This window comes from Butyricimonas paravirosa (assembly GCF_032878955.1).
GTDB lineage: Bacteria > Bacteroidota > Bacteroidia > Bacteroidales > Marinifilaceae > Butyricimonas > Butyricimonas paravirosa.
Window position 1 is genome coordinate 4,225,538 of sequence record NZ_CP043839.1, and the last position, 23,661, is coordinate 4,249,198.

Annotated in this window: 20 protein-coding genes; 13 read left to right on the forward strand and 7 right to left on the reverse strand. The window is 46.4% G+C overall.

The window, feature by feature from the left end; genetic code table 11:
- Positions 1 to 3: 3 nt before the first annotated feature.
- The 6 genes from F1644_RS17115 (at position 4) to F1644_RS17140 (ending at position 8,687) form a co-directional block, all read left to right on the forward strand.
- Complete coding sequence (locus F1644_RS17115; RefSeq protein WP_118304466.1) at positions 4 to 1,020, forward strand: FimB/Mfa2 family fimbrial subunit; 1,017 nt, start codon at positions 4 to 6, stop codon at positions 1,018 to 1,020.
- A 3-nt stretch (positions 1,021 to 1,023) separates the two neighbouring features.
- Positions 1,024 to 2,439 carry a hypothetical protein gene (locus tag F1644_RS17120; RefSeq protein ID WP_147344504.1) on the forward strand — a complete coding sequence of 472 codons (1,416 nt, stop codon included), beginning with the start codon at positions 1,024 to 1,026 and terminating at the stop codon, positions 2,437 to 2,439.
- Positions 2,440 to 2,456: 17 nt separating this feature from the next.
- On the forward strand, positions 2,457 to 4,778 hold the full coding sequence (locus F1644_RS17125) for a fibrobacter succinogenes major paralogous domain-containing protein (protein ID WP_118304464.1): 2,322 nt from the start codon (positions 2,457 to 2,459) through the stop codon (positions 4,776 to 4,778).
- Between the two features lie 21 nt (positions 4,779 to 4,799).
- The gene (locus F1644_RS17130) at positions 4,800 to 6,437 is read left to right on the forward strand and encodes a hypothetical protein (RefSeq protein WP_118594359.1); all 1,638 of its coding nucleotides are present in this window, start codon (positions 4,800 to 4,802) and stop codon (positions 6,435 to 6,437) included.
- Between the two features lie 284 nt (positions 6,438 to 6,721).
- A complete protein-coding gene (gene aspA, locus F1644_RS17135) occupies positions 6,722 to 8,134 on the forward strand; it encodes an aspartate ammonia-lyase (protein WP_087420909.1) in 1,413 nt (470 codons plus the stop codon).
- Between the two features lie 70 nt (positions 8,135 to 8,204).
- On the forward strand, positions 8,205 to 8,687 hold the full coding sequence (locus F1644_RS17140; RefSeq protein ID WP_087420910.1) for a DUF3332 domain-containing protein: 483 nt from the start codon (positions 8,205 to 8,207) through the stop codon (positions 8,685 to 8,687).
- Positions 8,688 to 9,138: 451 nt separating this feature from the next.
- On the opposite strand, the gene recG is transcribed toward F1644_RS17140, so the two are convergent.
- The gene (gene recG, locus F1644_RS17145) at positions 9,139 to 11,241 is read right to left on the reverse strand and encodes an ATP-dependent DNA helicase RecG (protein WP_118304462.1); all 2,103 of its coding nucleotides are present in this window, start codon (positions 11,239 to 11,241) and stop codon (positions 9,139 to 9,141) included.
- 123 nt (positions 11,242 to 11,364) lie between these two features.
- Between recG and F1644_RS17150 the strand changes: the two genes are divergently transcribed.
- The 4 genes from F1644_RS17150 to F1644_RS17165 all read left to right on the forward strand — a co-directional run bounded on the left by F1644_RS17150 (position 11,365) and on the right by F1644_RS17165 (position 13,619).
- Positions 11,365 to 11,985, forward strand: coding sequence for a hypothetical protein (locus F1644_RS17150; RefSeq protein ID WP_118304461.1), 621 nt, complete (start codon positions 11,365 to 11,367; stop codon positions 11,983 to 11,985).
- 97 nt (positions 11,986 to 12,082) lie between these two features.
- On the forward strand, positions 12,083 to 12,634 hold the full coding sequence (locus F1644_RS17155) for a cob(I)yrinic acid a,c-diamide adenosyltransferase (protein ID WP_087420913.1): 552 nt from the start codon (positions 12,083 to 12,085) through the stop codon (positions 12,632 to 12,634).
- 23 nt (positions 12,635 to 12,657) lie between these two features.
- Positions 12,658 to 13,347, forward strand: a complete 690-nt coding sequence (locus F1644_RS17160) for a DUF2461 domain-containing protein (protein ID WP_229782371.1) — start codon at positions 12,658 to 12,660, stop codon at positions 13,345 to 13,347.
- A 98-nt stretch (positions 13,348 to 13,445) separates the two neighbouring features.
- On the forward strand, positions 13,446 to 13,619 hold the full coding sequence (locus F1644_RS17165) for a hypothetical protein (RefSeq protein ID WP_157232726.1): 174 nt from the start codon (positions 13,446 to 13,448) through the stop codon (positions 13,617 to 13,619).
- Here the strand turns inward: F1644_RS17165 and F1644_RS17170 are convergent.
- A complete protein-coding gene (locus F1644_RS17170) occupies positions 13,600 to 14,175 on the reverse strand; it encodes a Fic/DOC family protein (protein ID WP_087420914.1) in 576 nt (191 codons plus the stop codon). The genes F1644_RS17165 and F1644_RS17170 overlap by 20 nt on opposite strands.
- Before the next feature lie 229 nt (positions 14,176 to 14,404).
- Here F1644_RS17170 and purD point away from each other — a divergent pair, with 229 nt between their 5' ends.
- Complete coding sequence (purD, locus tag F1644_RS17175; RefSeq protein ID WP_118304460.1) at positions 14,405 to 15,673, forward strand: phosphoribosylamine--glycine ligase; 1,269 nt, start codon at positions 14,405 to 14,407, stop codon at positions 15,671 to 15,673.
- Between the two features lie 8 nt (positions 15,674 to 15,681).
- The gene (locus F1644_RS17180) at positions 15,682 to 16,656 is read left to right on the forward strand and encodes a hypothetical protein (RefSeq protein WP_140402579.1); all 975 of its coding nucleotides are present in this window, start codon (positions 15,682 to 15,684) and stop codon (positions 16,654 to 16,656) included.
- A gap of 1 nt (position 16,657) precedes the next feature.
- Here the strand turns inward: F1644_RS17180 and F1644_RS17185 are convergent, their stop codons facing one another.
- From F1644_RS17185 to F1644_RS17195, 3 genes are all read right to left on the reverse strand, one after another.
- Entirely contained in the window at positions 16,658 to 17,989 is a 1,332-nt protein-coding gene (locus F1644_RS17185; protein ID WP_118304459.1) for a dihydroorotase, read from the reverse strand.
- A 174-nt stretch (positions 17,990 to 18,163) separates the two neighbouring features.
- On the reverse strand, positions 18,164 to 18,919 hold the full coding sequence (locus tag F1644_RS17190; protein WP_118304458.1) for a polyprenol monophosphomannose synthase: 756 nt from the start codon (positions 18,917 to 18,919) through the stop codon (positions 18,164 to 18,166).
- 11 nt (positions 18,920 to 18,930) lie between these two features.
- A complete protein-coding gene (locus tag F1644_RS17195) occupies positions 18,931 to 20,223 on the reverse strand; it encodes a UDP-N-acetylmuramoyl-tripeptide--D-alanyl-D-alanine ligase (RefSeq protein ID WP_118304457.1) in 1,293 nt (430 codons plus the stop codon).
- 96 nt (positions 20,224 to 20,319) lie between these two features.
- On the opposite strand from F1644_RS17195, the gene ispF reads away from it, so the two are divergent.
- Positions 20,320 to 20,799 carry a 2-C-methyl-D-erythritol 2,4-cyclodiphosphate synthase gene (gene ispF, locus F1644_RS17200; protein ID WP_118304489.1) on the forward strand — a complete coding sequence of 160 codons (480 nt, stop codon included), beginning with the start codon at positions 20,320 to 20,322 and terminating at the stop codon, positions 20,797 to 20,799.
- 148 nt (positions 20,800 to 20,947) lie between these two features.
- Here ispF and F1644_RS17205 read toward each other — a convergent pair whose 3' ends face one another.
- Positions 20,948 to 21,970: an META domain-containing protein gene (locus F1644_RS17205; RefSeq protein ID WP_229782372.1), complete on the reverse strand. Its 1,023-nt coding sequence runs from the start codon at positions 21,968 to 21,970 to the stop codon at positions 20,948 to 20,950.
- A 104-nt stretch (positions 21,971 to 22,074) separates the two neighbouring features.
- Positions 22,075 to 23,589 carry a GH3 auxin-responsive promoter family protein gene (locus tag F1644_RS17210; protein WP_087420920.1) on the reverse strand — a complete coding sequence of 505 codons (1,515 nt, stop codon included), beginning with the start codon at positions 23,587 to 23,589 and terminating at the stop codon, positions 22,075 to 22,077.
- Positions 23,590 to 23,661: the final 72 nt, after the last annotated feature.

Here is a 23,661-nt window from a genome sequence, read left to right on the forward strand (position 1 = left end):
GGTATGAACACGGGTGGGCTATATCGGGATTTGAGTAAAAGAATGGGAATTGTGTTAGTATGCCTGTTTTTAGGATCATGCGACGTGATGAAGGAGGATACAGACAACTGTGGTGTATACTTGGAATTTATTTATGACTATAATATGGAATATGTCGACTCGTTCGATCCGTGGGTTAACACGGTCGACATATTCGTGTTCGACGCTGATGATCGTTTTCTCTTTACCAAACAAGCCCGGCGGGAAGAACTTGTTGGGAGAAAGCGAATGTTATTGGCTGATGATTTATCCGTGGGGCATTACAAGGTGCTGACCGTGGGAGGTTTGACGAATCATTTCCGGGTATCGGATGTGCAGGGAAATAGGCTTTCTCCGGGAAAAACGATGCTAGGGGACGTGCAGGTCGCTTTGGAACGGCTCTCTCAGACCGTGTCTCACGAATTTTTCCCTTTGTGGACCGGGAAAACAATAAAGGTGGATTATAAGGCTGATCGGGAGGTATACCCGGTGTCTTTGGTTAAAAACACGAATCATTTTCACGTGTTACTGGCTGAGGTGGGTGGTAGTAGTACGGGACGTGCGGACCGTCCCGTTTTTACTTTTGAAATCCTGACACCTGAGGGAGCGGTCTACGGACATGATAATGCTCCCCGGGTGCAGGTACCTGTGACCTATATGCCCTATTCCCTAGAGGTGGGAGAGGGGCCGGAAGTCTTGTCGGAAGGGCACGTGAATACGGCTAGGTTATTGTATGATGATGATTATGCTTATAAATTGATTGTCTATGATACGCGAACCGGCTTGCGGGTATGGGATTATGATTTGATGAAACTCTTGGAATCGAGAAAACCAATCTTGCGGCCGGATGGGAGTGCGCTCCCTATGCCGGAATTCCTCGACAGGCAGAGCGAGTGGCGTATGGTGATTCTGTACAAGGAAGGAGAAAATCCATCCGGTTTCGTGGCTTTGAGTATTGAAGTTAACGGGTGGATCGTGTGGCGTAATGATATAGAGGTTTAATGTATGAAAAGTAACGTGTTACATATCATTTGGATCATGTTCTTCTTGGTTGCTTGCATCGGGGAGCGTTCGACGGGTGACGGGGACGAGTTTTTGGGTACACGAGGGAAAATTGACGTGGAAATACTTGTGCGGGAGGCTGATGAACATGATTTTGTTCGAACGGTTCGTTTTGTCGTGTTCGATGATGCCTCGGTTACCCCGACTCTGGATATAAACGAATTGGTAACTTTGGGGGAAGGAGAACGGGATGCAACCAGATTCAAAACTACCTTGGATGTGAAAACCAATCCGGATAAAATGCTTGTCGTGATAGTGAATGAACCTCAAGTTATGACGAATACATTGGGTGCGGTTATTTTTCCGGAACAACTGGAAGAGATACTTTTTCAGATGAACGATGCGTTTAGTTTTGATCACGTGCAACCCTTAATGTCCGGGATTCCGATGTCCGGGGTGAAACGGAAAATCGTGGTGGAGAAAAATGTCTCGGCAAACGAGGTGATCACGATCGAGCGTGTCGTGGCTCGTGTTGAACTCTGGCTAAAGAAAGCGGACGAGATTGTTTTCGCTCGTCTTTCGACTTCCATGAATTCCCGGGTATTTTTGGAAAATACTTATGGGAGAGGGTATTTAGTAACAGGAACGGAGACTGATAGAACCCGATTCCAAACCGGATTGGACATTGAGAATAATTTCGGTTATATGCAAATCCCGTCTTCCGGCTTTGAACACGTGGTTTGGAATTATCGAGGTGTAAATGTGTTGGAACTATCGGATTCTCCCCAGCTTATATGTGTGTTCTATACGCCGGAGCGGACTTACGAGGTCTCCGATGACCGGAATAAATTGTTTTTGGACATCCGGGGAATCACTTCCCCGGACGGAGAGAGAGGAACCCGAACCGCACTCACGGAGTTTACTCCGAAAGGTGGAGGCACCCCACGGGTGCTTACCGAGATCCGGCGTAATAATGTCTACCGGATCATCGGTACGGTGAAAGAAAAGACGGTACAATTTGAACAGGCCGTACTTCCGTGGACCGAGGCGGGACAAGGAACAATCATTGATCCCCAGTATTACCTGCGGGTAAGTCGGGATGTTCTTCATGTCGGGCTTGCGGGTGATGCTGTCACGATCTCGGTGGAGACGAATTATAACAGGGGTGACCGGGGATTTCCGAAGGGGGTGCGGTTGGGTGAGATTAGTTACTATGATAAAGATAATCATCCCTTGGAGGCTACCGCCGGGGGACGGGATTGGTTGGCGGTTAATATGTCAGGCGTGGACGGGGATTTATCTCGGAATATCGAGTTTATCGCGAAGACAAGTTTGAATAGTGTTCCCGCGGGGTATTACGCTTTGGTTGAAATTAAAGCGGGAAACCTGATTAAAATAATTCGGGTTACCCGTTCATGATAAATTACGAGTAAAATATGATGGAACGATTCATAATATGGAAACGGTTTAGCTTGGTGAGAGTGTTACTCTTGACGGGATTACTGGGGTGTGTACATGATAAGTTGGATGGACCGGATCAGTTGGGGAAAGTTATAGATATAGAACTAGTTATTCCGGGATTTGAAGTCCCCCTTACCCGCTCGATAGAGGGGGATAACGGGGAGGCTGCGGTACGGGAGTTGGACCTTTTGTTCTTTGACCAGTCTACTCCATCGGCAAAACTACTTCGACATCTGAACGTGATCGATTTTAGGCAGGAATCATCGGGGGCAGACTATAAAGTGAAATTTAGTCTGAACCTTGCCAAAGATGACCAAGTCGGTTTAATCGTGGTTGTCGTGAATGCAGCGGGGGCGGTTCGGCATGCCTTGGAAAGTAATCCGGCAGATGCGGAAAAACAGGATATATTGAAAGCTCTGACTTTTAATACATTCAAAGATGAGAATGATTCTTATAAATGGAACGTGCGTGTACCGGGATATACCCCGCTACCCATGTACGGGGAAGTGGTAATGGAGGGACTTGTGCCGGGTTATATAGTGTCGGTTTCGTTGACTCGGATGTTGGCTCGTGTGGACGTGGAAAACAAGGTTAGCGGAGAGATCTTCAAGTTGGAAGAGATTTATTTGGTGAACTATAATACTTCCGGGTATATCGCCCCGAAATGGAACGAAGCGGATGGCGTGCTTGTTCCGAATCCTTATGCGACAAATGAGAATCCGATGATCCCCGTCCCTTCCGGAAAACAACCGGGTGTAGAAGAAGCGGCAATGAAATACGAGTACAAACAGGCCATTAACGCCCCCGGGGCCTTGATGGCGGGAGAAATCTATACCTATGAGGCTGTTAAAAACGTGAAAGATGATCCGGGTAACGGGGTTTGCCTGATTATTAAAGGAAAATACATGGGCGAGGATTATTATTACCGGGTGGACTTCACGCTGGAATCTGAATTGCCGATAGATATTGCGTATATGCCGCTGTATCGTAATCACAAGTATGTTGTTACCGTAACCGATGCCGAGGGAATCGGTTACCGGACTTTTGCGGAGGCTCTTCGCTCGTTTGGCGTGTTATCGAATTTGAAAACGTCAATATTGGTGGTGAATCTAGAAGGGATAAACCACATTGTTTATGATGGTCAATTCTTTATGGGAGTGGAAAGTCGCACGCTGGACCTACCTTATGGTGTGAGTCGGCAACTCACGTATCGGGTAAGTTCTGATTATCATGGGGCTTGGGAGGCAAAAGTTCTCCATTCGGAAACAAATACTTGGTTGCGCTTGGCCGGGGGACTGTCCGTCACGAAGGGGGCAGATATAAACGGGAGCGGTTTGGAACTGGTGATTTCGTCCGTGTTCTCCCCGGGCAGCGGGCGTGATTACGTGACCGGACAGATTGAGTTCACGGCAGGGCGTCTGCGGGATACCCTGACCGTGAGAAGGGTTCCGATTGCGGAAATGTTTGCCCGGAGCAATGTTGTGTTAAATTCCGGGGTACTGACTTTTGCCGTGACTGCCGAAGATAACCGGGATATTCCCGCTTGGTCCCAAGGGGTATTTTTCAAATGGGGTTCACTGATTGCGTTGGCTTCTGCCGGTAATCCTTATGACCCGGAGGTGCAAGCCGTTTATTATCCGCCCCATCTGAACCCGTCTGATTGGAAAGGTGGTTTGATCGGGTGGGATAAAATCCCATATGCTCATTCGAATTTCAACTTTTCTATGCCTTCTGGTACTGGCGAGGACGTGGACGCTTTTGCGGGTTACTCCGGTAATACCGGGTTCAATGAAAACGTGGGTGTCGGTGATATATGTCGTTATATTTCCAGTGGGCCGGGAGGTAAAGGATGGGTTGAGGGCGAATGGCGTTTACCGACAAATGCCGAACTGGAATTGTTGTACGAAGAAACCGGGATAAAAACGGTATCTATGGGTGGGTTTGTTAACATGACGGCCGAGTTGAATCGGGATGCTGGAAACTATTTACATGGGAACTTCGACCCCGAAAGCGGTTGGTTTCTAGGGGCGAACGTGACGGGATCAATGGCAACACCTGCCAATAGAACAACTCCCCCTTCTGGGACGGTCTTCCTGCCCTCGGCCGGGCAACGTTATCCGGATGGTAATGGGGATGTGGTACATGTGGGAGCCTACGGTTATTATTGGGCCTCTACACCCTATTCGGTGAATGGCGGGTATATTGCTGACTATCTTTTTATATATAAAAGCGGGGTTGATTTTAATGCCGCTGATCGTTCGTACGCTTTTCCCGTTCGTTGTATTAAAGATTATTGATATTCACTAACATAATGATATATGGTAAAGAGATTATTCTTTTGCTTGTTTATGTGGGGAATGTGTTCCGGTTTATCGGCGCAGATCCTTGAAGGACCACTCCCTTTTTTCCGGTCGTTTTTAGATGGTAACCTGACTAAAATCACGTTTCCCGAACCCAATGAACCCGGGGCTTCCGGTTGGGATTCAAAAGGAAACTACAAGAGAAAGAACCGAGCGGCAGAAAGTGTTTGGGGATTACAATTAACGGAAGGTAAGGAAGAGATCGGGGCATTTTATTTACCGGAATATATTTTCTCCACGGAAGACGGGTTGTTGATCGAGTTCGAGTATATTATGATGTACACGAACGTGGGAGAGGCAGGTGTTACAGATGGTATTTGTATGTTTCTTGTCGATGCGACCACGAATGAATATATAGGTGCGAACTTAAAATACGGGGCTGAGGGGGCCGGGTTTGGTTATACTCATCGACGGTCGGCACACACGGATATTAGATATGGTGTAACTTCGATTACCGGGATTAAGGGAGGATACCTTGCGGTGGCTTTGGATCAGGGACATTTTAAAAATTGGCGTTTCGACAATTACGAAATGAGAAACGGGATACCGTACGGGAGTGCCGGGATCGCTAATATTCAGTCTGAAACGTATAATACCCGGAGTAACGTGACGATTCGGGGAGCCGCGGGAAGGGACGAAAAAGTGATAACCACGTCTCAAAAAACTCACCGAATACAAGATGGTCGCTGGGGTTTTCCCGTTCTCATCACTCGCCACACGGGGTGGAACGAGAAGACCGGCCTGGAAGACCCTTATTCCGATGGGTTGAGAAACAAGGCCGGATTCAGGTTGAACACCCAAACCGGGGAATATGAACAGTACGTGACACCGAGAATCGATAAACCTTTCTGTATTGCCGGGGGAAAGGAATTTCATCATTCCGGTGAAAGTGCTTACCGGAAAGCAATTATTGCCTTGGAGCCGAATATCGTTGGGGGTGGATTCCGGATCACGGTAACCATCCAGCATGAAACGGAAAAAACGGTCGTGATTGAGGATTACACTTATCCCTCCTCTTTGCAATATACCGAGAATGGCCTTCCTTTCCAACTTGTTGCCGGTGAATATCCCACGGTAGTTTATTATTCGAATCCACCCCAAACCGAGCTGGCGCTTGAAAGACCTTCGAAACTGGTGATCGGTTTCATGGCATCGACGGGGCAGCTCACGGCTTACACGAATATTATCCGGAATCTACGAATAACCCCCTTGTACGGGGCTAGTTCTGAGGATGATATTTATGACCATCGCCGTGGTCCCGTTATCGTACGTCCTTTGGATAACGACGTGGCTTACCAGCTTGGTGGGGACCGACCGAATGCCAGTTATGATAATCTTGATTTAACGAGCTTTAGAATGTGGATCGATGAGAAACATTGTCTGGGGAATGGCGTGTTCGAATATGAAGAAGAGGGTGTCGGGAAATGGAAATACGACCCGGAATCGGGTGAAATGATGTTTTTCCCGGAAAAAGGAGTAGGGGGAGAAGTCGTTATTTGGTATGATGTTAAAGGGAAACATACGCCTTATGCCGAGGAGAAATACCGTTCGTCACTGGCAAAAATCGTGATAAATCTTATCGATGACGAGGGGTAAGTTTACCTCTGTTATCGAAAACGTTTGTAAAAAAGGATTGCGGCGAGCTTTATTTTGTTAAATATTTGTATATATGATTGATTTTTAGAGATATGTATTTCTAAAAACGGAGCGTAAATTATGGGTTAAAATTTGGCTTTATACTATTAACTTTATACCTTTGCCGGATTAATTTTCTTCGGGTCGTTTGTTATGGACGAGAGACATTTAGTTATTGTTTTTAACGATCGGGTGAAACTTGAAAGAAATTCAAACGTATTTGGAAATAATTAATCTATAAAGTTATGAAAACAAGAATAGAACATGATTTACTAGGCAACAAAGAAGTGCCAATGGATGCGTATTATGGCGTTCAAACTTTGAGAGCTATCGAGAACTTTGCTGGTATCAGTAATTACACGATCGGAATGTTCCCGAACTACGTGAAGGCTTTGGCTATGGTGAAATGGGCTGCTGCAAAAGCAAACTTTGAATTGGGATTGATTCCTGCTGATATTACAAATGCCATCACCGCAGCTTGCGAGGAAATCATCGATGGTAAGTTGGCTGACCAGTTCCCGGTAGATATGGTTCAAGGTGGAGCCGGAACTTCCACGAATATGAATATCAACGAGGTCGTTGCCAATCGTGCTTTGGAACTGTTGGGACATCAGAAAGGTGAATACCAATATTGCCACCCGAATAATCATGTGAATCTTTCTCAATCAACGAATGACGCTTATCCTACATCATTCCACTTGGCAATTATCCTGACCAATAAAGAAGTGGTAGCTGAAATTAAATTGTTGGTTGATTCTTTCAGAAGAAAAGCAAAAGAATTCGAACACGTGTTGAAAATGGGGCGTACCCAACTTCAGGATGCCGTTCCGATGACTTTGGGCCAAGAGTTCGAGGCATACGCTTACACGTTGGAAGAAAATATCGAGCGTTTGAATGCGGCTGCTAAATTGTTCTTGGTAGAGAATATGGGTGCTACGGCTATCGGTACAGGTATCAACTCAGAACCGGAATACGCTGAAATCTGCGCTCGCGAACTTCGCATCATCAGTGGTGAAGAGTTCGTTCTGGCTCCGAACTTGATTGCTGCAACTCCTGACACGGGTGCTTGCGTGTCTTACTCTTCAGAATTGAAACGTTTCTGCGTTCAATTGTCTAAAGTATGTAACGATTTGCGTTTGTTGTCCAGTGGTCCGAGATGTGGTTTGAACGAGATCAACTTGCCTCCGATGCAACCGGGATCTTCTATCATGCCGGGTAAAGTGAATCCGGTTATCCCGGAAGTGGTTAACCAGGTTTGTTTCCGCGTGATTGGTAACGATACGACCGTGATGATGGCTGCTGAGGCTGGTCAGTTGGAATTGAACGTGATGGAGCCGGTAATCGTTTACGCTTTGTTCAACTCCATGCAGATGTTGACCAAGGTTATGGATCGTTTGAGAATCTTGTGTATAGACGGCATCACTGCTAACGTTGACCGTTGTAAAGATATGGTGATGAACAGTATCGGTATCGTTACTGCTTTGAACCCGACTTTAGGTTACGAAAATTCATCTCGTATCGCCAAGAGAGCTTTAACAGAAAACAGAAGTGTTTACGACTTGGTTTTGGAAGAAAAATTATTGACGAAAGAAGAGCTGGATAACGTGCTCCGTCCGGAATTAATGATTGCTCCGAAAAAATTCTACAAGAAAAAATAACAAAAAGTGCTTTAGTTTCGTAACAAAAAGCGTTACCTTCGTAAAACTAATTAAATTTAAAGCATAGGTTATGAAAAAAAGTTTTAATCAAATGATTGCTGTTGTGATGATCGCGGTGTCATCAGTGGCTTTCACAGGATGTTATGGTTCTTTTTCTTTGACTTCTAAGTTACATAACTGGAACGGACAAGTGTCTAACGCTAAATTCGTGAACGAGTTAGTATTCTTGGGATTGTGTATCCTTCCGGCATACGAGTTGTGCTGCTTGGGTGATGTCTTGATCTTCAACTCTATCGAGTTCTGGGGTGGCCAGAATCCGGTTGCCATGAAAGCCGGAGACGTGGAAGAAGGTCAAGTAATGTACGCCGGACATCCTTACCATGTAACTAAATCTTTGAATAAGATGGTAGTTGCAAGTGAAGAGACTGATGCTGTTGCTGAATTCCAATATTTCCCGGAAGAAGAATCTTGGTATTTAATGGATGGTCAGAACAAGGCTAAGTTGATGAAAAACACGAAAAAGATGATGAAAGCTGTTGTAGCTATCGACTAATTTTTTTCGGTTCAGATAATGAAAGGACGTCTTCGGGCGTCCTTTTTTTTGTGCCTTTTTGTTGCGTGATAACGGGAATCTATTCGCCGTTTTTGTATTGGCATGTTGAAGGTAAAGGGAGAGTTCGTCGCCTGTAAATGGGGACGTGAATAAAAAATGCATTTATACTAACTGATAAAATTCGGATGAATACCGAATATAGTATTTTAATTAAATTGTAAATATACTTTATGAACCTTATTATATATAAGGTTCATATAAGGTTTCTATAAGGTATCTATAAGGTTCATGACGGTATTCGTCCGGAACAGATCTATTCATTATTATGAAATATGCCATTGCTTGGTCGCTGACTCCCATCGTCTTAGGCTTGTTCTGCTTGGATTGTTGGGTTGAACGGGCGGGGTACTTGGATGATAGTGAAAATGGAGACGTAACTGTTTTTGGGGTTTTAACTGATATATCTCCAGTTGATTTTAGTTTTGAAAAGACGTTTGACTTGGGTGGCAAAGGTTTGATTCTCTTCTTTTTGTAGGAGGGGATCGTCTTCCAGAATAATCGTGGCCGCTTGGGCTGCCTCGTTCAGGATACGCCCGTCCTTACCGAGATTGGCAACTCTCAGGTTGCAAGTCAACCCGCTTTGTTGTGTTCCTTCGATGTCTCCCGGACCGCGTAGTTTTAAATCGACTTCGGCAATCTCAAAGCCATCATTCGTGGAGGTCATGGTCTCGATCCTTTTACGGGACTCGTTAGACAGTTTGTAGGAGGTCATCAGAATACAGTATGATTGTTCGGCTCCCCGTCCTACACGCCCGCGTAGCTGGTGCAATTGGGATAGTCCGAAACGTTCGGCACTTTCAATGACCATGATGGAGGCATTGGGAACATTCACCCCGACTTCGATCACGGTGGTTGCCACGAGAATACGGGTTTCTCCCGATACGAAACGCCTCATGTGTTCCTCTTTCTCTGTCGGTTTGAGTTTCCCGTGAACGATGTCCGCCGTGTACCCTAGGGGGGCAAAATAACTCATCACGTGTTCATAGCCTTCTTCTAGGTTTCGGTAATCCATCTTTTCCGATTCGGAGATCATGGGGTACACGATATAGGCTTGCCTACCGAGTTCCAGTTCTTTCTGGATGAATTTATAGACTTGCAGGCGTCTTGCCTCGAATGCATGATGTGTGGTGATAGGTTTCCGGCCGGGAGGAAGTTGGTCGATCACCGATACATCTAGATCGCCGTAGAGGGTCATGGCGAGAGTCCGGGGAATGGGAGTGGCCGTCATGACCAGCATGTGTGGGGGAATCGTGTTCTTTTGCCACAGTTTAGCTCGCTGGGCAACTCCGAAACGATGCTGCTCGTCGATAACGACAAGTCCCACGTTTTTAAAATTCACCACGTCTTCCAGTAGAGCGTGAGTCCCGATCAAGATTTGCAGACGTCCGTCGGACAGGGCCTCGTGAATGATTTCCCTTTCTTTTTTCTTGGTGGAACCTGTGAGTAGGCCGACGCTGATCGGGGTGTCCTTCAGAAGCCCGGATATGGTTTCGTAATGTTGGGTGGCGAGAATCTCCGTCGGGGCCATGATGGCGGCTTGGTAACCGTTGTCGAGGGCGATCAGCATACACATCACGGCGACAAGGGTTTTGCCGCTTCCCACGTCTCCCTGCAACAGGCGGTTCATTTGCTTGCCGGAACCGCAATCGGAACGGATTTCTTTGATAACCCGTTTCTGCGCGTCGGTCAGAGGAAAGGGTAGGTGATTGTGGTAAAAATTGTTGAAATAATCCCCGACCGTGGTAAAGAGATGGCCTTGGAAGGCTGCCTTGCGGTTGAATTTTAGTTTCAGTATGTTGAGCTGAATGTAGAACAGCTCTTCAAATTTAAGCCGGTATTGTGCCTTGCGGAGCATATCCGGGTTTTCCGGGAAGTGGATGTTGTGCAAAGCCTCGTGCAGGTAGATCAAGTTGTGTTTTTTGATGAACCATGCCGGGAGGGTTTCTTGAATCCTGCCGTTGATAGCTTTGAAAATGTTCGCTTGTATCTTGTTGATCAGCCGGGAGGTCAGGTAACTTTTTTTCATCTTCTCCGTGGTCGGGTAGATGGCTTGGAAACCCACGAGTTGCTTGGCACTCGTTTCGTACAGGTCCATTTCCGGGTGGACGATGTTCATCTTGTGGTTGAAGATGGTGGGCTTGCCGAAAATCAGGTACTCCTTGTCAGGGGTGATCTGGCTGGAGAGGTATTTGTGGCCCGTGAACCACACGAGTTCCAATTCCCCGGTTCCGTCGTAGGCCGTGGCGACCATGCGCGTCTGTTTGCCCACGCCGACGGACGTGAGGTTCGTGATTTTAGCTTTTACCTGAATGTAGGGGAGGTCTGATGTAAGTTCCCGGATCGTGTAGACACGGGTCCGGTCAATGTATTTGTAGGGGATGTAATAGAGCATATCCTCGTAGCTTTGGATGCCCATTTCCTGCTCCAGCAACGAGGCTCTTTTCTCTCCAACACCCGGTACGAATTTTATGTTCAGTCCTGCCAGTTCCAAAATACAAGTTTTCGATGGTTCATTTCTCGAACGAAAGTAAAAAAAATAGATGACTTTAGTTGAGCATATCGGGAATAAATTTTAATTTCGTGGAATAAATAATTTGGACAGACAGTTTACCGGGAGATGTATAATTATTTAAAACAACGATTTAAACATGCCATTCGTTTTCGACATAAAAGGGGATACGGGGTACATTCCCCGTTCGTTTTTGATTTGATCACGAATGTAATAAAGGAAAAAGCGGTTTATTACGATTTTGAACGAATTGAATCGAAGGGAAATATTCGGGAGAAAGAGCGGAAATTGTATCGTTTGCTTTTTCGTTTGGCAGAATATTTTTCTTACCGGAATGTGCTGTGCGTCGGGGTTCGATCGCCGTGGGTTTCCATGTATCTGGCGGCTGTTTCGAAACAGATGGTGTTGTTGAACGGGGGACGTGCTTGTCCGGGGGGCGAGTACACGGAACAGGTGAAGCCGGGAGATTTGAAAGGTCGCGAGATCGATATGGTTTTCTTGGGGAGAGCGTTCGAGGAGGATTGGGATGAAACTTGGGAAGAGGTTTTGCGAGTGCGCAGGCGAGGCCCGCTATGTATAGTGATTAAAGATATTTACAAGGGGCGCTTCAATTCTTTGGCATGGAGACAATTGAGGCAGGAGGGAACGGTTTCGATCGACATGATGTGGTACGGGGTCGTGTTCTTTGACACGAGATTGCAGAAGGGAAGGTATAATGTGATTATTTAAGTTAAAAGTTAAGAGCTAAAAGCTAAAAGTTAAAAGCTAAAAGTTAGAATGGAAGGGGTAGGGTTTGTGCGGTTGGAATCTAAAATTTAAAATTAGTATGAAGGTTTACACGAAAACAGGAGATAAGGGGACGACGGCTTTGATCGGGGGAACCCGGGTGGCAAAGAATAACGTGAGGTTAGAGGCTTACGGAGGTGTTGACGAGTTGAACAGTCATTTGGGGATGATTCGGTCGTACCCGATTGATGGGGAGAGCGTGAAACAGTTGATCGAGATTCAAAACGTGTTGTTCGTGGTCGGGGCAAACTTGGCGACGGACACGGCGGTGAGTAATATGCAGAAAAAATTGCCTTGCACGGATGAGGACGTGGCTTTTTTGGAGAGGGCGATAGACAAGATGGACGAGGAGTTGCCGCCACTGCAATATTTTGTGTTGCCGGGAGGACGGCCGGAGGTGTCGGCTTGTCATATTGCCCGTACGGTTTGCCGTCGGGTGGAACGCCGGATTATTGATATGAGCGAGGAAATAGAGGTGGAGGATATTATCGTGCGGTATGTGAATCGCCTTTCCGATTATTTGTTCGTGCTAGGGCGTAAGCTGGCAAAGGATTGTGGGCTGGAAGAGGTGAAATGGGTGCCGAGAAATTGAAAATTGAAAATGGAGAATTGAAAATGAAAGAACCTGTAACTTGTAACTTTTCAATGGCGGAAGTGTTCCGGTTTTTGGAAGAGCTGAGGGAGAATAATAACCGGGAGTGGTTTAATGCGCATAAGGAGTGGTATTTGGCTGTAAAGGCCGGACATGAGGATTTCATTAACCGGGTAATTCCGGCATTGGCTGTGACGGAGCCGGAGGTAGATGGGTTGACGGCGAAAGATTGTATTTTCAGAATTTACCGGGATGTCCGGTTTTCACCCAATAAGGAACCTTATAAGACGCATATCGGGGCATACATGGTGAAGGGTGGTAAGCAAAGTCCCCGGGCGGGATATTACGTGCATATAGAACCGGGGAATTGTATGATAGGGGGTGGAATTTGGTGTCCGGAACCATCGTTGCTGAAGGCTTTGCGGAAAGACGTGTATGATAATATAGATGAGTTTACGGGAATTATCCGGGATGCGGAGTTCCAAAAACATTACGTGTTGGAGGGGGAGAAGTTGAAAAAGGTGCCTGCACCTTTTCCTGCCGATTTTCCGGAAGGGGATTTGTTGAAATACAAATCTTACACGGTATCGAATTATGTTCCCGATTCGTTTTTCGAGGGGGAGGACGTGGTTGAACGGTGTGTGGAGCGACTTTTACTGATGCAGCCTTTTAATCGCTTTTTGAATTACACGGTGGAGGAAACGTGGAGGTGATCTCAGGGTGGTTGCAGGTTGCAAGTTTCAGGTTAAAAAGAGGGGAATTTGTGGCTGAATTGCTTTGATAATAAGGGGAAAAGTCGTATATTTGTAATATGGAAAAAATAAAAGAAAAGATGCCGCAGCTTGTAAAAAATGCCACGGTTCGGGAAGAGATTTTGCAAGGAATGATTACCTCGTTTCAACTGGAAGGGATAAAGATTTCCCAAGAAACTGCTTATACTATTTTGGAGCGGGTGGATTTGAAGCTTAAAATGTGTAAGCGATAATCTGCTCCATTCTGGAGTAGTCTTTTCGTGCTACTTGCTGAACAGCGATAATATATTCATTAAAATCAATCCTTTTGAAGTTTAAGCCGGGATAACCTTGTTTTCGTGCCATGAGGTTGGCGAGAATACGGGATGTTCTGCCGTTGCCTTCCCGGAACGGGTGGATGAAGAGTAATTCACCGTGTACTTTGGCGATGTCTTTTATCAGAGCTTGTTGACTGGTGTAGTGATCAGGGAGTTGGGAAAGAATTTCTTCTTCGAAAATGCGCATACTATCCGGGATAAATCTTCCGGCCGGGAACACGAATCCGCCTTTGGAAATGTTGACGGAACGGAAACGCCCGGCAAAGGAGTAGAGTTCTTTTAGCGCCGTACGGTGAATGTCACAGATGTATTTGACTGAAAATTTTGTCTTGGGCGTTAGCTTTTCCGTGAACAAGATTTCCGCCATCAAGAAGCCTTCGAACTCCGCATTATGAAGAGTCTCTTCGTCCGTGATTCCGAGTAAATTCGGGAGAATTTCTCCCTCTTCGCCATTGGTAGTGTATCTGTTCATGGCCTTGATTTTTAACAAAGTTATAGAAATCCGTCAATTACTCCAAATTTATTTGTGATTTATGATTTATGATTTATGCTAAAGCCTTATCTTTGTGCATTCGGCAAGGCCGAGTTACAAGTTGACAGGTTGCAAGTTACAAGTTCTTGGGAATAATAACGCACCTGCCGATGAACGTGTCGGGATTCAACTTGTAACCTGTAACTTGTAAACTTGTAACTAAAATAGGATGAAAGTATTATTATTGGGTAGCGGTGGACGCGAACATGCGTTGGCGTGGAAAATAAATCAGAGTGAAAGATTAACAAAGTTATATGTTGCTCCGGGAAATGCCGGGACGGCAGAGATAGCTGAAAATGTAAATATCAAGGTAACGGATTTCGAGGCGTTGGCGACTTTCGTGGAGAATAACGCTATCGATATGCTGGTTGTCGGACCGGAAGATCCTCTGGTGGAGGGTATTCGGGATTATTTTGAGGCAGACGCTCGTTTTGCCCGACTGATGATCGTGGGACCGGGAAAAGCGGGTGCTATTCTGGAAGGAAGTAAGGATTTTGCGAAGGAATTTATGTTCCGCCACCATATCCCGACAGCCGGTTATTTGACGGTGACGAAGGATAATCTTGAAAAAGGGTTTGCTTTTTTGGAGACGTTGAAACCGCCTTACGTGTTGAAAGCGGACGGGTTGGCAGCCGGGAAAGGCGTGTTGATTCTGGATAATTTGGAAGAGGCGAAGAGGGAGTTGGAGTTGATGTTGGGAGGAAAGTTCGGGAAGGCCGGGAATCAGGTGGTGATCGAGGAGTATTTGAAAGGTATAGAGCTTTCCGTGTTCGCGCTGACGGATGGGAGAAGTTATAAAATATTGGGTTCTGCCAAAGACTACAAGCGTATTGGTGAGGGTGATATGGGGTTGAACACGGGTGGTATGGGTGCCGTTTCTCCGGTGCCGTTTGCCAATGAAGAGTTCAACCGGAAGGTGGAAGAGCGGGTGGTGCGCCCCACGATCGAGGGATTACAAAAAGACGGGATTGACTACAAAGGATTTGTCTTTTTCGGCCTAATGAATGTTGGTGGTGATCCTTACGTGATCGAGTATAACGTGCGTATGGGAGACCCGGAGACGGAAGTGGTGATGCCGAGATTGAAAACGGATATTTTGTCTCTTTTCGAGGCGATGGCCAAGGGGGAGCTGGAACAGGCGGCGTTCGAACTGGATGATCGTTTCTGTACGACCGTGATGCTTGTTTCTCAAGGGTATCCCGGGGATTACGAGAAAGGAAAGGAGATCACGGGTGTACCGGACGTGAAGGGGAGTATCGTGTTCCATGCGGGGACGAAGTTGGCAGACGGGAAGGTCGTGACGAACGGGGGACGCGTGATTGCCGTGAGTTCGTTCGGGAAGACAATGCGGGAGGCTTTGGCCCAGTCTTACGAGAACGTGGCCAAGATTCATTTCGACGGGATGAATTTCAGAAGAGATATAGGTTTTGATTTGTAAAATGGTGGATGATGAGATTTAACGCCATTTTAAAAACCAAGAGGGTTTATATGCTGTATTTGCTGCCATTTATTTTGGCAGCAATTGCATTTCTACGTTTTACTTTCGGGCCGGATGATTTTTCCGTTTGTCCGGATTTGGGCGTTATTTCCATTCCTGCTTTCCAGGAACAAGGCGGTTTGTGGTGGAAGGAAATTGGGGTACTGGCTTTGTTGTGCTTGTCGTTTCTGGTATTCTTTGTTGCCGATCGGTATAAGTTTTTGTCCCATATCACGGTTCTCCCGGCCGTGGTTTATGCCTTGTTGTGTATCGGGGTGATTTGTCGTTACGGGGTGAGTAATTATCTGGTGGCAGCCTTGTGTGTCGTGTTGGCTGTGGCTCGTTTGCAATCGGCCATCGTGAACACGCAATCCAACTCGCCGGTGTTTGGTTTCGGGCTTTTTTCCACGCTGGCGGTTTTGCTTTGCCCGAAATTGATCATGCTGATCGTTTGGGCGATTATCGTCCTACCTTTTTCGGGAAGGGCGGCGTTGAAGGATTTAGTGGCGCTGTTTATCGGGATCTTTTCCGCGTTATTTTTCACGGGATGTTATTACTTCTTGACGGATCGGTTGGCAACATTACCGGATGTGTTCGTACAGGCATTGACAAGCGGACAAGTGTTCTGGAAAATAATGCCTGAGAAAGTGGTTGCTTTTGTCGTGATCGGTGTGCTGATCGTTGTATCCTTGTATAATGTTGTGGTGAACTACCCGATGGCGATCGTGGCGCAACGGCGGGGTATGTTGTCGATGTTGTCCATGTTGCTTTTCGTGGGGAGTTCTTTGTTTTTTATCCCGTTTAATTGTCACGGGATCACCTTGATTACAGCGATCCCGTTATCTTATATGTTTACTCAATATTTTATTTCACACCGAACCCGTTGGCTGGGGAACGTGTTGTTCCTGTTGTTCATTGCGGCCTGTGTGCTTTTGGTTTTGTAGATTAATAGAACGTCAGCATTTCCCCGCGCACATCGTCATTGATCTTACCATGATCGTACACGATTTGCCCGTTCACGAGCGTCATGCTTACCCGGTAGGTAAAGGACATATCTTCGAGTGGTGACCAGCCGCATTTGTAAAGTAAGTTTTCTTTCTTCACGGTCCACGGGTGTTTTTCGAAAATAGCGATGTCAGCCTTGTAGCCTTCCCGCAGGTAGCCTCTTTCTTCGACATGGAAAATGTCGGCAGGGGCATGACACATTTTGTCCACGATGTTTTCAAGCGTGATCTGGCCTTTCTCCATGAGTTCTAACATGACGGTCAGCGAGTGTTGTACCATCGGGCCACCGCTGGCTGATTTGGTGTACACTCCGGCTTTTTCTTCCGGGAGATGGGGAGCGTGATCCGTGGCGATGATGTCCAAACGGTTGTCATTCAAGGCTTGTAACAGGGCTTGCCGATCCTCTTCGGTTTTGATGGCAGGATTCCACTTGACGAGGTTGCCTTTGGTGTGGTAGGCCTGATCATTGAACCAAAGATGGTGAACGCATACTTCCCCGGTGATGTGTTTTTGGGTGCGGGGACCTTGATCTAGTAATTCCAGTTCTTCTTTCGTGCTTAAATGAAGTATGTGCAGGCGGCTGTTGTGTTTACGTGCCAGCTCGGCTGCCAGCGAAGAGCTGGTGTAGCAACACTCCCGGCTGCGGATCAAAGGATGGCAGAAAGGAGGAATGTCTTCCCCGTATTGTTGCTTGTATAGTTCCAAGTTACGGTCTATCGTGGGCGAATCCTCGCAATGGGTTGCGATAAGAATGGGGGATTCGGCAAATATCTTTTCCAAGGCCTCCAGACTATCCACCAGCATATTACCCGTGGAGGAACCCATGAAAACTTTAATGCCGCAAGTCGTGTGCGGATCGACCTTTTTAATCTCGTCGATATTGTCAACGGTAGCACCGAGGTAGAACGAGTAGTTGACAGCCGAATTTTCCTTGGCAATCTGTTGTTTTTCCCGGAGTAACTCGTTGGTTACGGTGGGAGGTTTCACGTTAGGCATATCCATGAAAGAGGTCACGCCCCCGGCTGCTGCCGCCCGGCTACCTTCCCGGATGTCTCCTTTGTGCGTGAGACCGGGTTCGCGGAAGTGTACTTGATCGTCAATCACTCCCGGTATAATATATTTCCCCGTGGCATCGATAACTTTGATGTCCCCGGGAACTGAATCCAATTCGCCTTCTATGATTTTCTCGATACGATCGTTGTGAATCAGGAGATCCCCTTTGAAGGTTCTCCCCTCGTTTATGATAGTTCCGCCTTGAAGTAATATACGCATATTGATTTTAGATTTTAGATTTTAAATTTTAGATTCCGGCCGCACGAGGCTGACGCTTTAACTACCCCCTCTGGCTCCCCCTTGCACAAGGGGAGAAACGAACGCGAGAAGGCGCTTCAATGTTCCTCTGCGGCACATCCTCCCCCTGTGTAAGGGGGAGTTAGAGGGGGTAGCTTAATTTTCCATTCTCCATTCTCCATTTTCAATTTTCTTACGTTTTCCCAAGCTCCGGAGTTTCATCGTGATGACACCCCAAAAGGCCTCGTTGAAGATGCCTCCGCTCATTTTGGACGTGCCGAGGGTACGGTCTGTGAAAATGATGGGGACTTCTTTCAACTTGAATCCCAAGGTCCACGCTGTGAATTTCATTTCGATCTGGAAGGCGTAGCCTTTGAAACGGATGTTGTCGAGGTCAATGGATTCCAAGACTTTCCGGGTGTAACAAACGAATCCGGCTGTGGCATCATGTACTTTCATGCCCGTGATGAATCTTACGTATTTGGAGGCAAAATAGGACATGAGAACCCGTCCCATGGGCCAGTTCACGACGTTAACACCTGTAACGTAACGGGAACCGATCGCCATATCGCCTTCCCCGCTTTCGCAGGCGTGATACAATTTGACCAGATCATCGGGGTTATGTGAGAAATCCGCGTCCATCTCGAAGATGTAGTTATACCCGTGTTCCAGAGACCATTTGAATCCGGTGATATAGGCCGTTCCGAGTCCTAGCTTTCCTTTACGTTCGATCATGTGAAGTTGTGGGAACTCGGATTGCAGACGTTTTACAATCTGGGCCGTGCCGTCGGGAGAGTTGTCCTCTATCACGAGCACATCAAACTTCGGTTCCAGTTTAAAAACATAACGGAGAATGTTTTCGATATTCTCTTTTTCGTTATAGGTCGGTATGATGACAACTCTGTCGTTCATGGTCTGTTGTTTTATAAGTATTCTGTAATCCTTTCCAGTTTATTTCCCCTCGAACCTTTTATCAGGATAAAAGCGTGGCGGATCTCGTTCGCTTTGAGATACTCGATCAGCGTGTCCGTGTCGGGGAAGTAACGCGTAAAGGTATAGTTATTTGCGATGGATTCAAAACTCGGTCCCACGAGGAATACCTGGGGAAAGTTGTTTTTCTTCATGAGTTCCACGATGTTTTTATGGGACTCTTCGGAAATGGCTCCCAGTTCACGCATTTCCCCGATAATCAGTAATTTGTTGTCTGCTTTCATTTCCCCGAAATTGGAAATGGCGACTTGCATACTGCTCGGGTTAGCGTTGTAGGCATCCAGAATGATCGTGTTGCGTTCCGTTTTCAGTAATTGCGAGCGAAGGTTGGAGGGGGTGTAAGCCTCGATGGCGGCCTGTATTTGTAGAGGATCGATATTGAAATATGTTCCTACCGTAGTGGCTGCCATGGCGTTGTCAAAGTTATATCCCCCGATGAGTTTCGTCCGGATGTATAGTTGTCCGTGATGGGTTTTCAAGGCATACACGAGGTAAGGGGTGGTCTGAACGACTTCCCCGTTCGTGAAATGTCCGTCGATGCCATAGGTGTATCTTTTTTGGTCTTCCGATAGTTGGCACAACAATTTATCCTCCCCGTTCACGAATAAAATTCCCGATTTTTCCTTCACGGATTCATAAAGGGCTCTTTTGGTTTGGATGATATTTTCGTAACTCCCGAATCCTTCCAAGTGGGCGTACCCGATGTTCGTGATGATACCGTAGTCCGGTTCAACAATCTTACATAATTCTTTTATTTCCCCCGGATGGTTGGCCCCCATTTCCACGATACCGAATTCCGTGGAGGCATCCATGCTTAACAGGGTGAGGGGTACACCGATATGGTTGTTTAAATTGCCTTTCGTGGCAACGGTATTATATTTTTTGGAAAGAACGGCGTGACATAATTCTTTCGTGGTGGTTTTGCCGTTTGTCCCGGTGATTCCCAAGATGGGGATGTTCAATTTCCGGCGGTGGTGGTTGGCCAGTTGTTGTAGGAATCGCAGGGTGTCGGGAACGAGTACGCATTGGGGAGCCGTATTGTAGGCGGCCTCATCAATAACGACGTGTTTCGCTCCTTGGGCCACGGCTTTCTCTGCAAAGGTGTTACCGTTGTGATTTTCACCCTTTAAGGCAATGAATATATCTCCTGTTTTTACCTCTCGGGAGTCTGTTGTAATCCGGCTACCTGCCAGAAAAGAATTATATATTGATTCAAGCTCTTTCATCTTTTCATAATATCCGATCAGAGTGACAAATTTATAAAAATAAATGAACCATGAACGGTTTTTTCATTAATATTGCAGGATAATAATATTATTACAATGAAAATAAAAACAGGTATAGGGATCGATGTCCATCGGCTGGAGCCGGGACTGGACTTTTGGTTAGGAGGGATTAAACTGGAGCATGAAAAAGGGTGCGTGGCCCATTCGGATGGGGATGTGTTGATTCACGCGATATGTGATGCACTTTTGGGAGCTGCCGGGCTGGATGATATTGGGGTATATTTCCCGGATACGGACCCCGCTTACAAGGGTATTGATAGTAAAATTCTATTGAAGAAGGTGATCGATATGATTGAGAACAAGGGATTTGTTATCGGTAATATTGATTGCGTGATATGCCTGCAAAGGCCGAAAATTAAAATGCGGACCTTGGAGATGCGGGAGTGTTTGTCTGAAATTATGGGGATTGATGTAGATGAGATAACCATCAAGGCTACCACGACGGAGAAACTGGGCTTTGAGGGGAGAGAAGAGGGGGTTTCGGCTTACGTGACGGTGCTGATTATTAAGTTATAAAGTTTGTAAGGTTCATAAAGTTTATAAGGTCCTTGAACCCCTTCAGGGCGCTTTGTCTGCGGTAGCTTGAGCTGCCGTAAGTATTGTCCGAAGGACACCCGTCACTTTATAAACTTTATGAACCTTATAAACTTTACGAACTCATTTCCTACTTCTTTTCGTGTAGTTTCAATACTTTTCCGTCGGGGAGGGTTAATTCGGCTTCTTTCCCTTTTCCCATCAGGCTTACTTGATCGTTTTTGTACATGAAACCGGAAGCCATGCGTTGCTGCGGTAGCTCGTAGGTCTGGTCGTCAAGTGTCACGACTGCCAGTTCTTCCGCGGGGTAGAAGGTTACTTCTACTTGGTATAGCATTTTGGTTTTACCGTCACCGCCTTGGAATACCACGTTAATCACGCTTTCTGGGGTTTCTGTGTACAATGTTTCACCGCGTTGTTCGATGACCCATTGTCCGTTTACTTGCCTTACGTTATAGGTGTCGTCATCTTCCACGTTCCATGCATAACCGCCTTTCGGTAGTTCACGTCTGTTCAGTAGCGGGTGGTTTTCCATGTTGGGAATAAATACTTCGGCCAACGTGGAATCGGTGGAGAACACGATGAAGGTGGAAAGCGTGGCTTGCGGATCGTTAACCGGGTTCATACGAACACCGGATTCGAACAGGCGGATACAGTCTTTTCTAGCTTCAGACCAAGTGTAGCCTGCCGCACCGTTACATCCGTGGGCGTCGTTTGCGACACCAATTACTTTTTCTTCTGTTTTAGGCACGAAAACAAGAGTTTGTTTCCGGTCTTTATCCGTTAATTTCAATTCTTTGTTTGCAATGCTGTACGAGGTCATGGCAGCCAAAGTCTGAATGTATTCATGCTCGAATTGGAGATCCGGACAAGCCATCATGGTACTTCCACCCGGTTCTAACTTGATGGTGTTACCTTCCGTGGAGTATCTTCCGAAAAATCGGTTACACCCGGAGAATCCGTACATCGTATTGGTGTCGGTCAGCATGAGGGTGGGTACTCGTTGCGGAAGAGTGGTTTTCCCCTTTGTGGTGGTCATCTCTTTCAGTTGCCATTCGTTGGCAGTCAGTTGCGCTTTGTCTCCGCTGTTACTTTTACAGCCGGAGAAGCCAAGCGTCACGGCGATCATCATTAAAATAGTTGTTTTTCTCATATGTGTGTGAATTTTTTACAAAGATACGGGCTAAAACAAGAAAAAGTTTATAATTATTATAAACTTTTTCTTGCTTTGTCGGCGAGGGATTCATTATCTGAATCTTATCCTTGATTCATTTTTAGTAATTCATCGATGTGCGTGCGGTCGTTCCATAACTGTGGCACTTTATTCTGTCCGCCAAGTTTTCCTTTTTCTTTCAGCCAGTCATTGAAGAGGTTCGGACGAGCCGTGTGAAGGATTAATCGTTGAAGAGACATATCTTTGTAGCGTTTGGCCTCGTAGTCGGAATTTACTTTTTTCAGTTCTGTATCAAGGATATTGGCAAAGTTTTCCAAGTCTGCGGGGGGAGTCCCGTATTCGATAATCCATTCGTGGGCTCCTTTTTTACCATCCTCCATGAATACCGGGGCGGCCGTGAAGGCCATTACCGTGGCACCGGTTTTTTCGCAGGTCTGTTTTAGGGCCTCGATGGCGTTGTCGATAATTAATTCTTCCCCGAAAGCGTTGATAAATAACTTTGTGCGTCCCGTGATTTTGAATTTGTAAGGACGGGTAGAGGTGAACATAATCGTATCACCGATCATGTAGCGCCATAATCCACCATTCGTGGAAATAACAAGAGCGTAGTTCACCCCGGTTTCTACTTCTTCCAATAGAAGAGCCCGGGGATGCGGTTTCGTCAGTTCGCTGATCGGAACAAATTCATAGTAAACGCCATAGTCCAGCATTAACAGCATAGACGAGTCGCCGGGATCATCCTGTAATCCGAAGAATCCTTCCGATGCGTTGTAGGTTTCCATGTATTTCATTTTCGGGTCGGGCAACAGGCGTTTGTATTGTTCCCGGTAGGGGGTGAAGTTTATGCCACCGTGAATGAATAGTTCCAGGTTGGGCCATACTTCGTGAAGGTTGCTTTTTCCCGTGCGTTCCAGAATCCGGTTGATGAGCGTGAGGAACCAAGAGGGTACCCCCGCGAGACTACGTACATCTTCTTTGATTGTGGTGTCGCATATCTTTTCAATCTTTTCTTCCCATTCGCTCATGAGCATGATCGATTGGTCGGGGGTCTTCATCATGTTGGCCCAGAACGGGGTGTTGGAGATTAATATGGCGGACAAGTCTCCGTAACGGCAGTTGTTGTTTGTCTTGGATATTTCGCTACTTCCCCCTAGAGCCAAGGTCTTCCCGTTGAATACTTGTGCATCCGGGTATAGTTTATTGAAAATGGAGATAACATCCTTACCGCCTCGGAAATGGCAGCTTTCCAAAGATTCTTTGCTGACCGGGATAAACTTGCTTTTTGCCGCTGTTGTGCCTGACGATTTGGCAAACCACGTGATGGGTTCCGGCCATAACAGGTTTTGCTCGCCGTTCATTAATCGCTCTGAATAGGGGGCCAGCTCTTCGTAGTGAATGATGGGCAGGCGTTCCCGGTATTGTTCTGCCGTCAAAATAGAGTCGAAATCATATTTCAGTCCGTACTCCGTGTCAGCGGCTCTGCGAAGTAATTCAACCAACGTGTCTCGTTGCACCTGAATCGGGTTTTCTTTGAAGAAATCGATTTGTGCCAACCTTTTGGTCGAGAACATGGATATGATGGAATTGATTACGGGCATAGGATTAAGTTAAAAATTAAAAGTTAAAAACTAAAAGTTAACCTCTATTGAGGGGTAACAACTATCGTACCA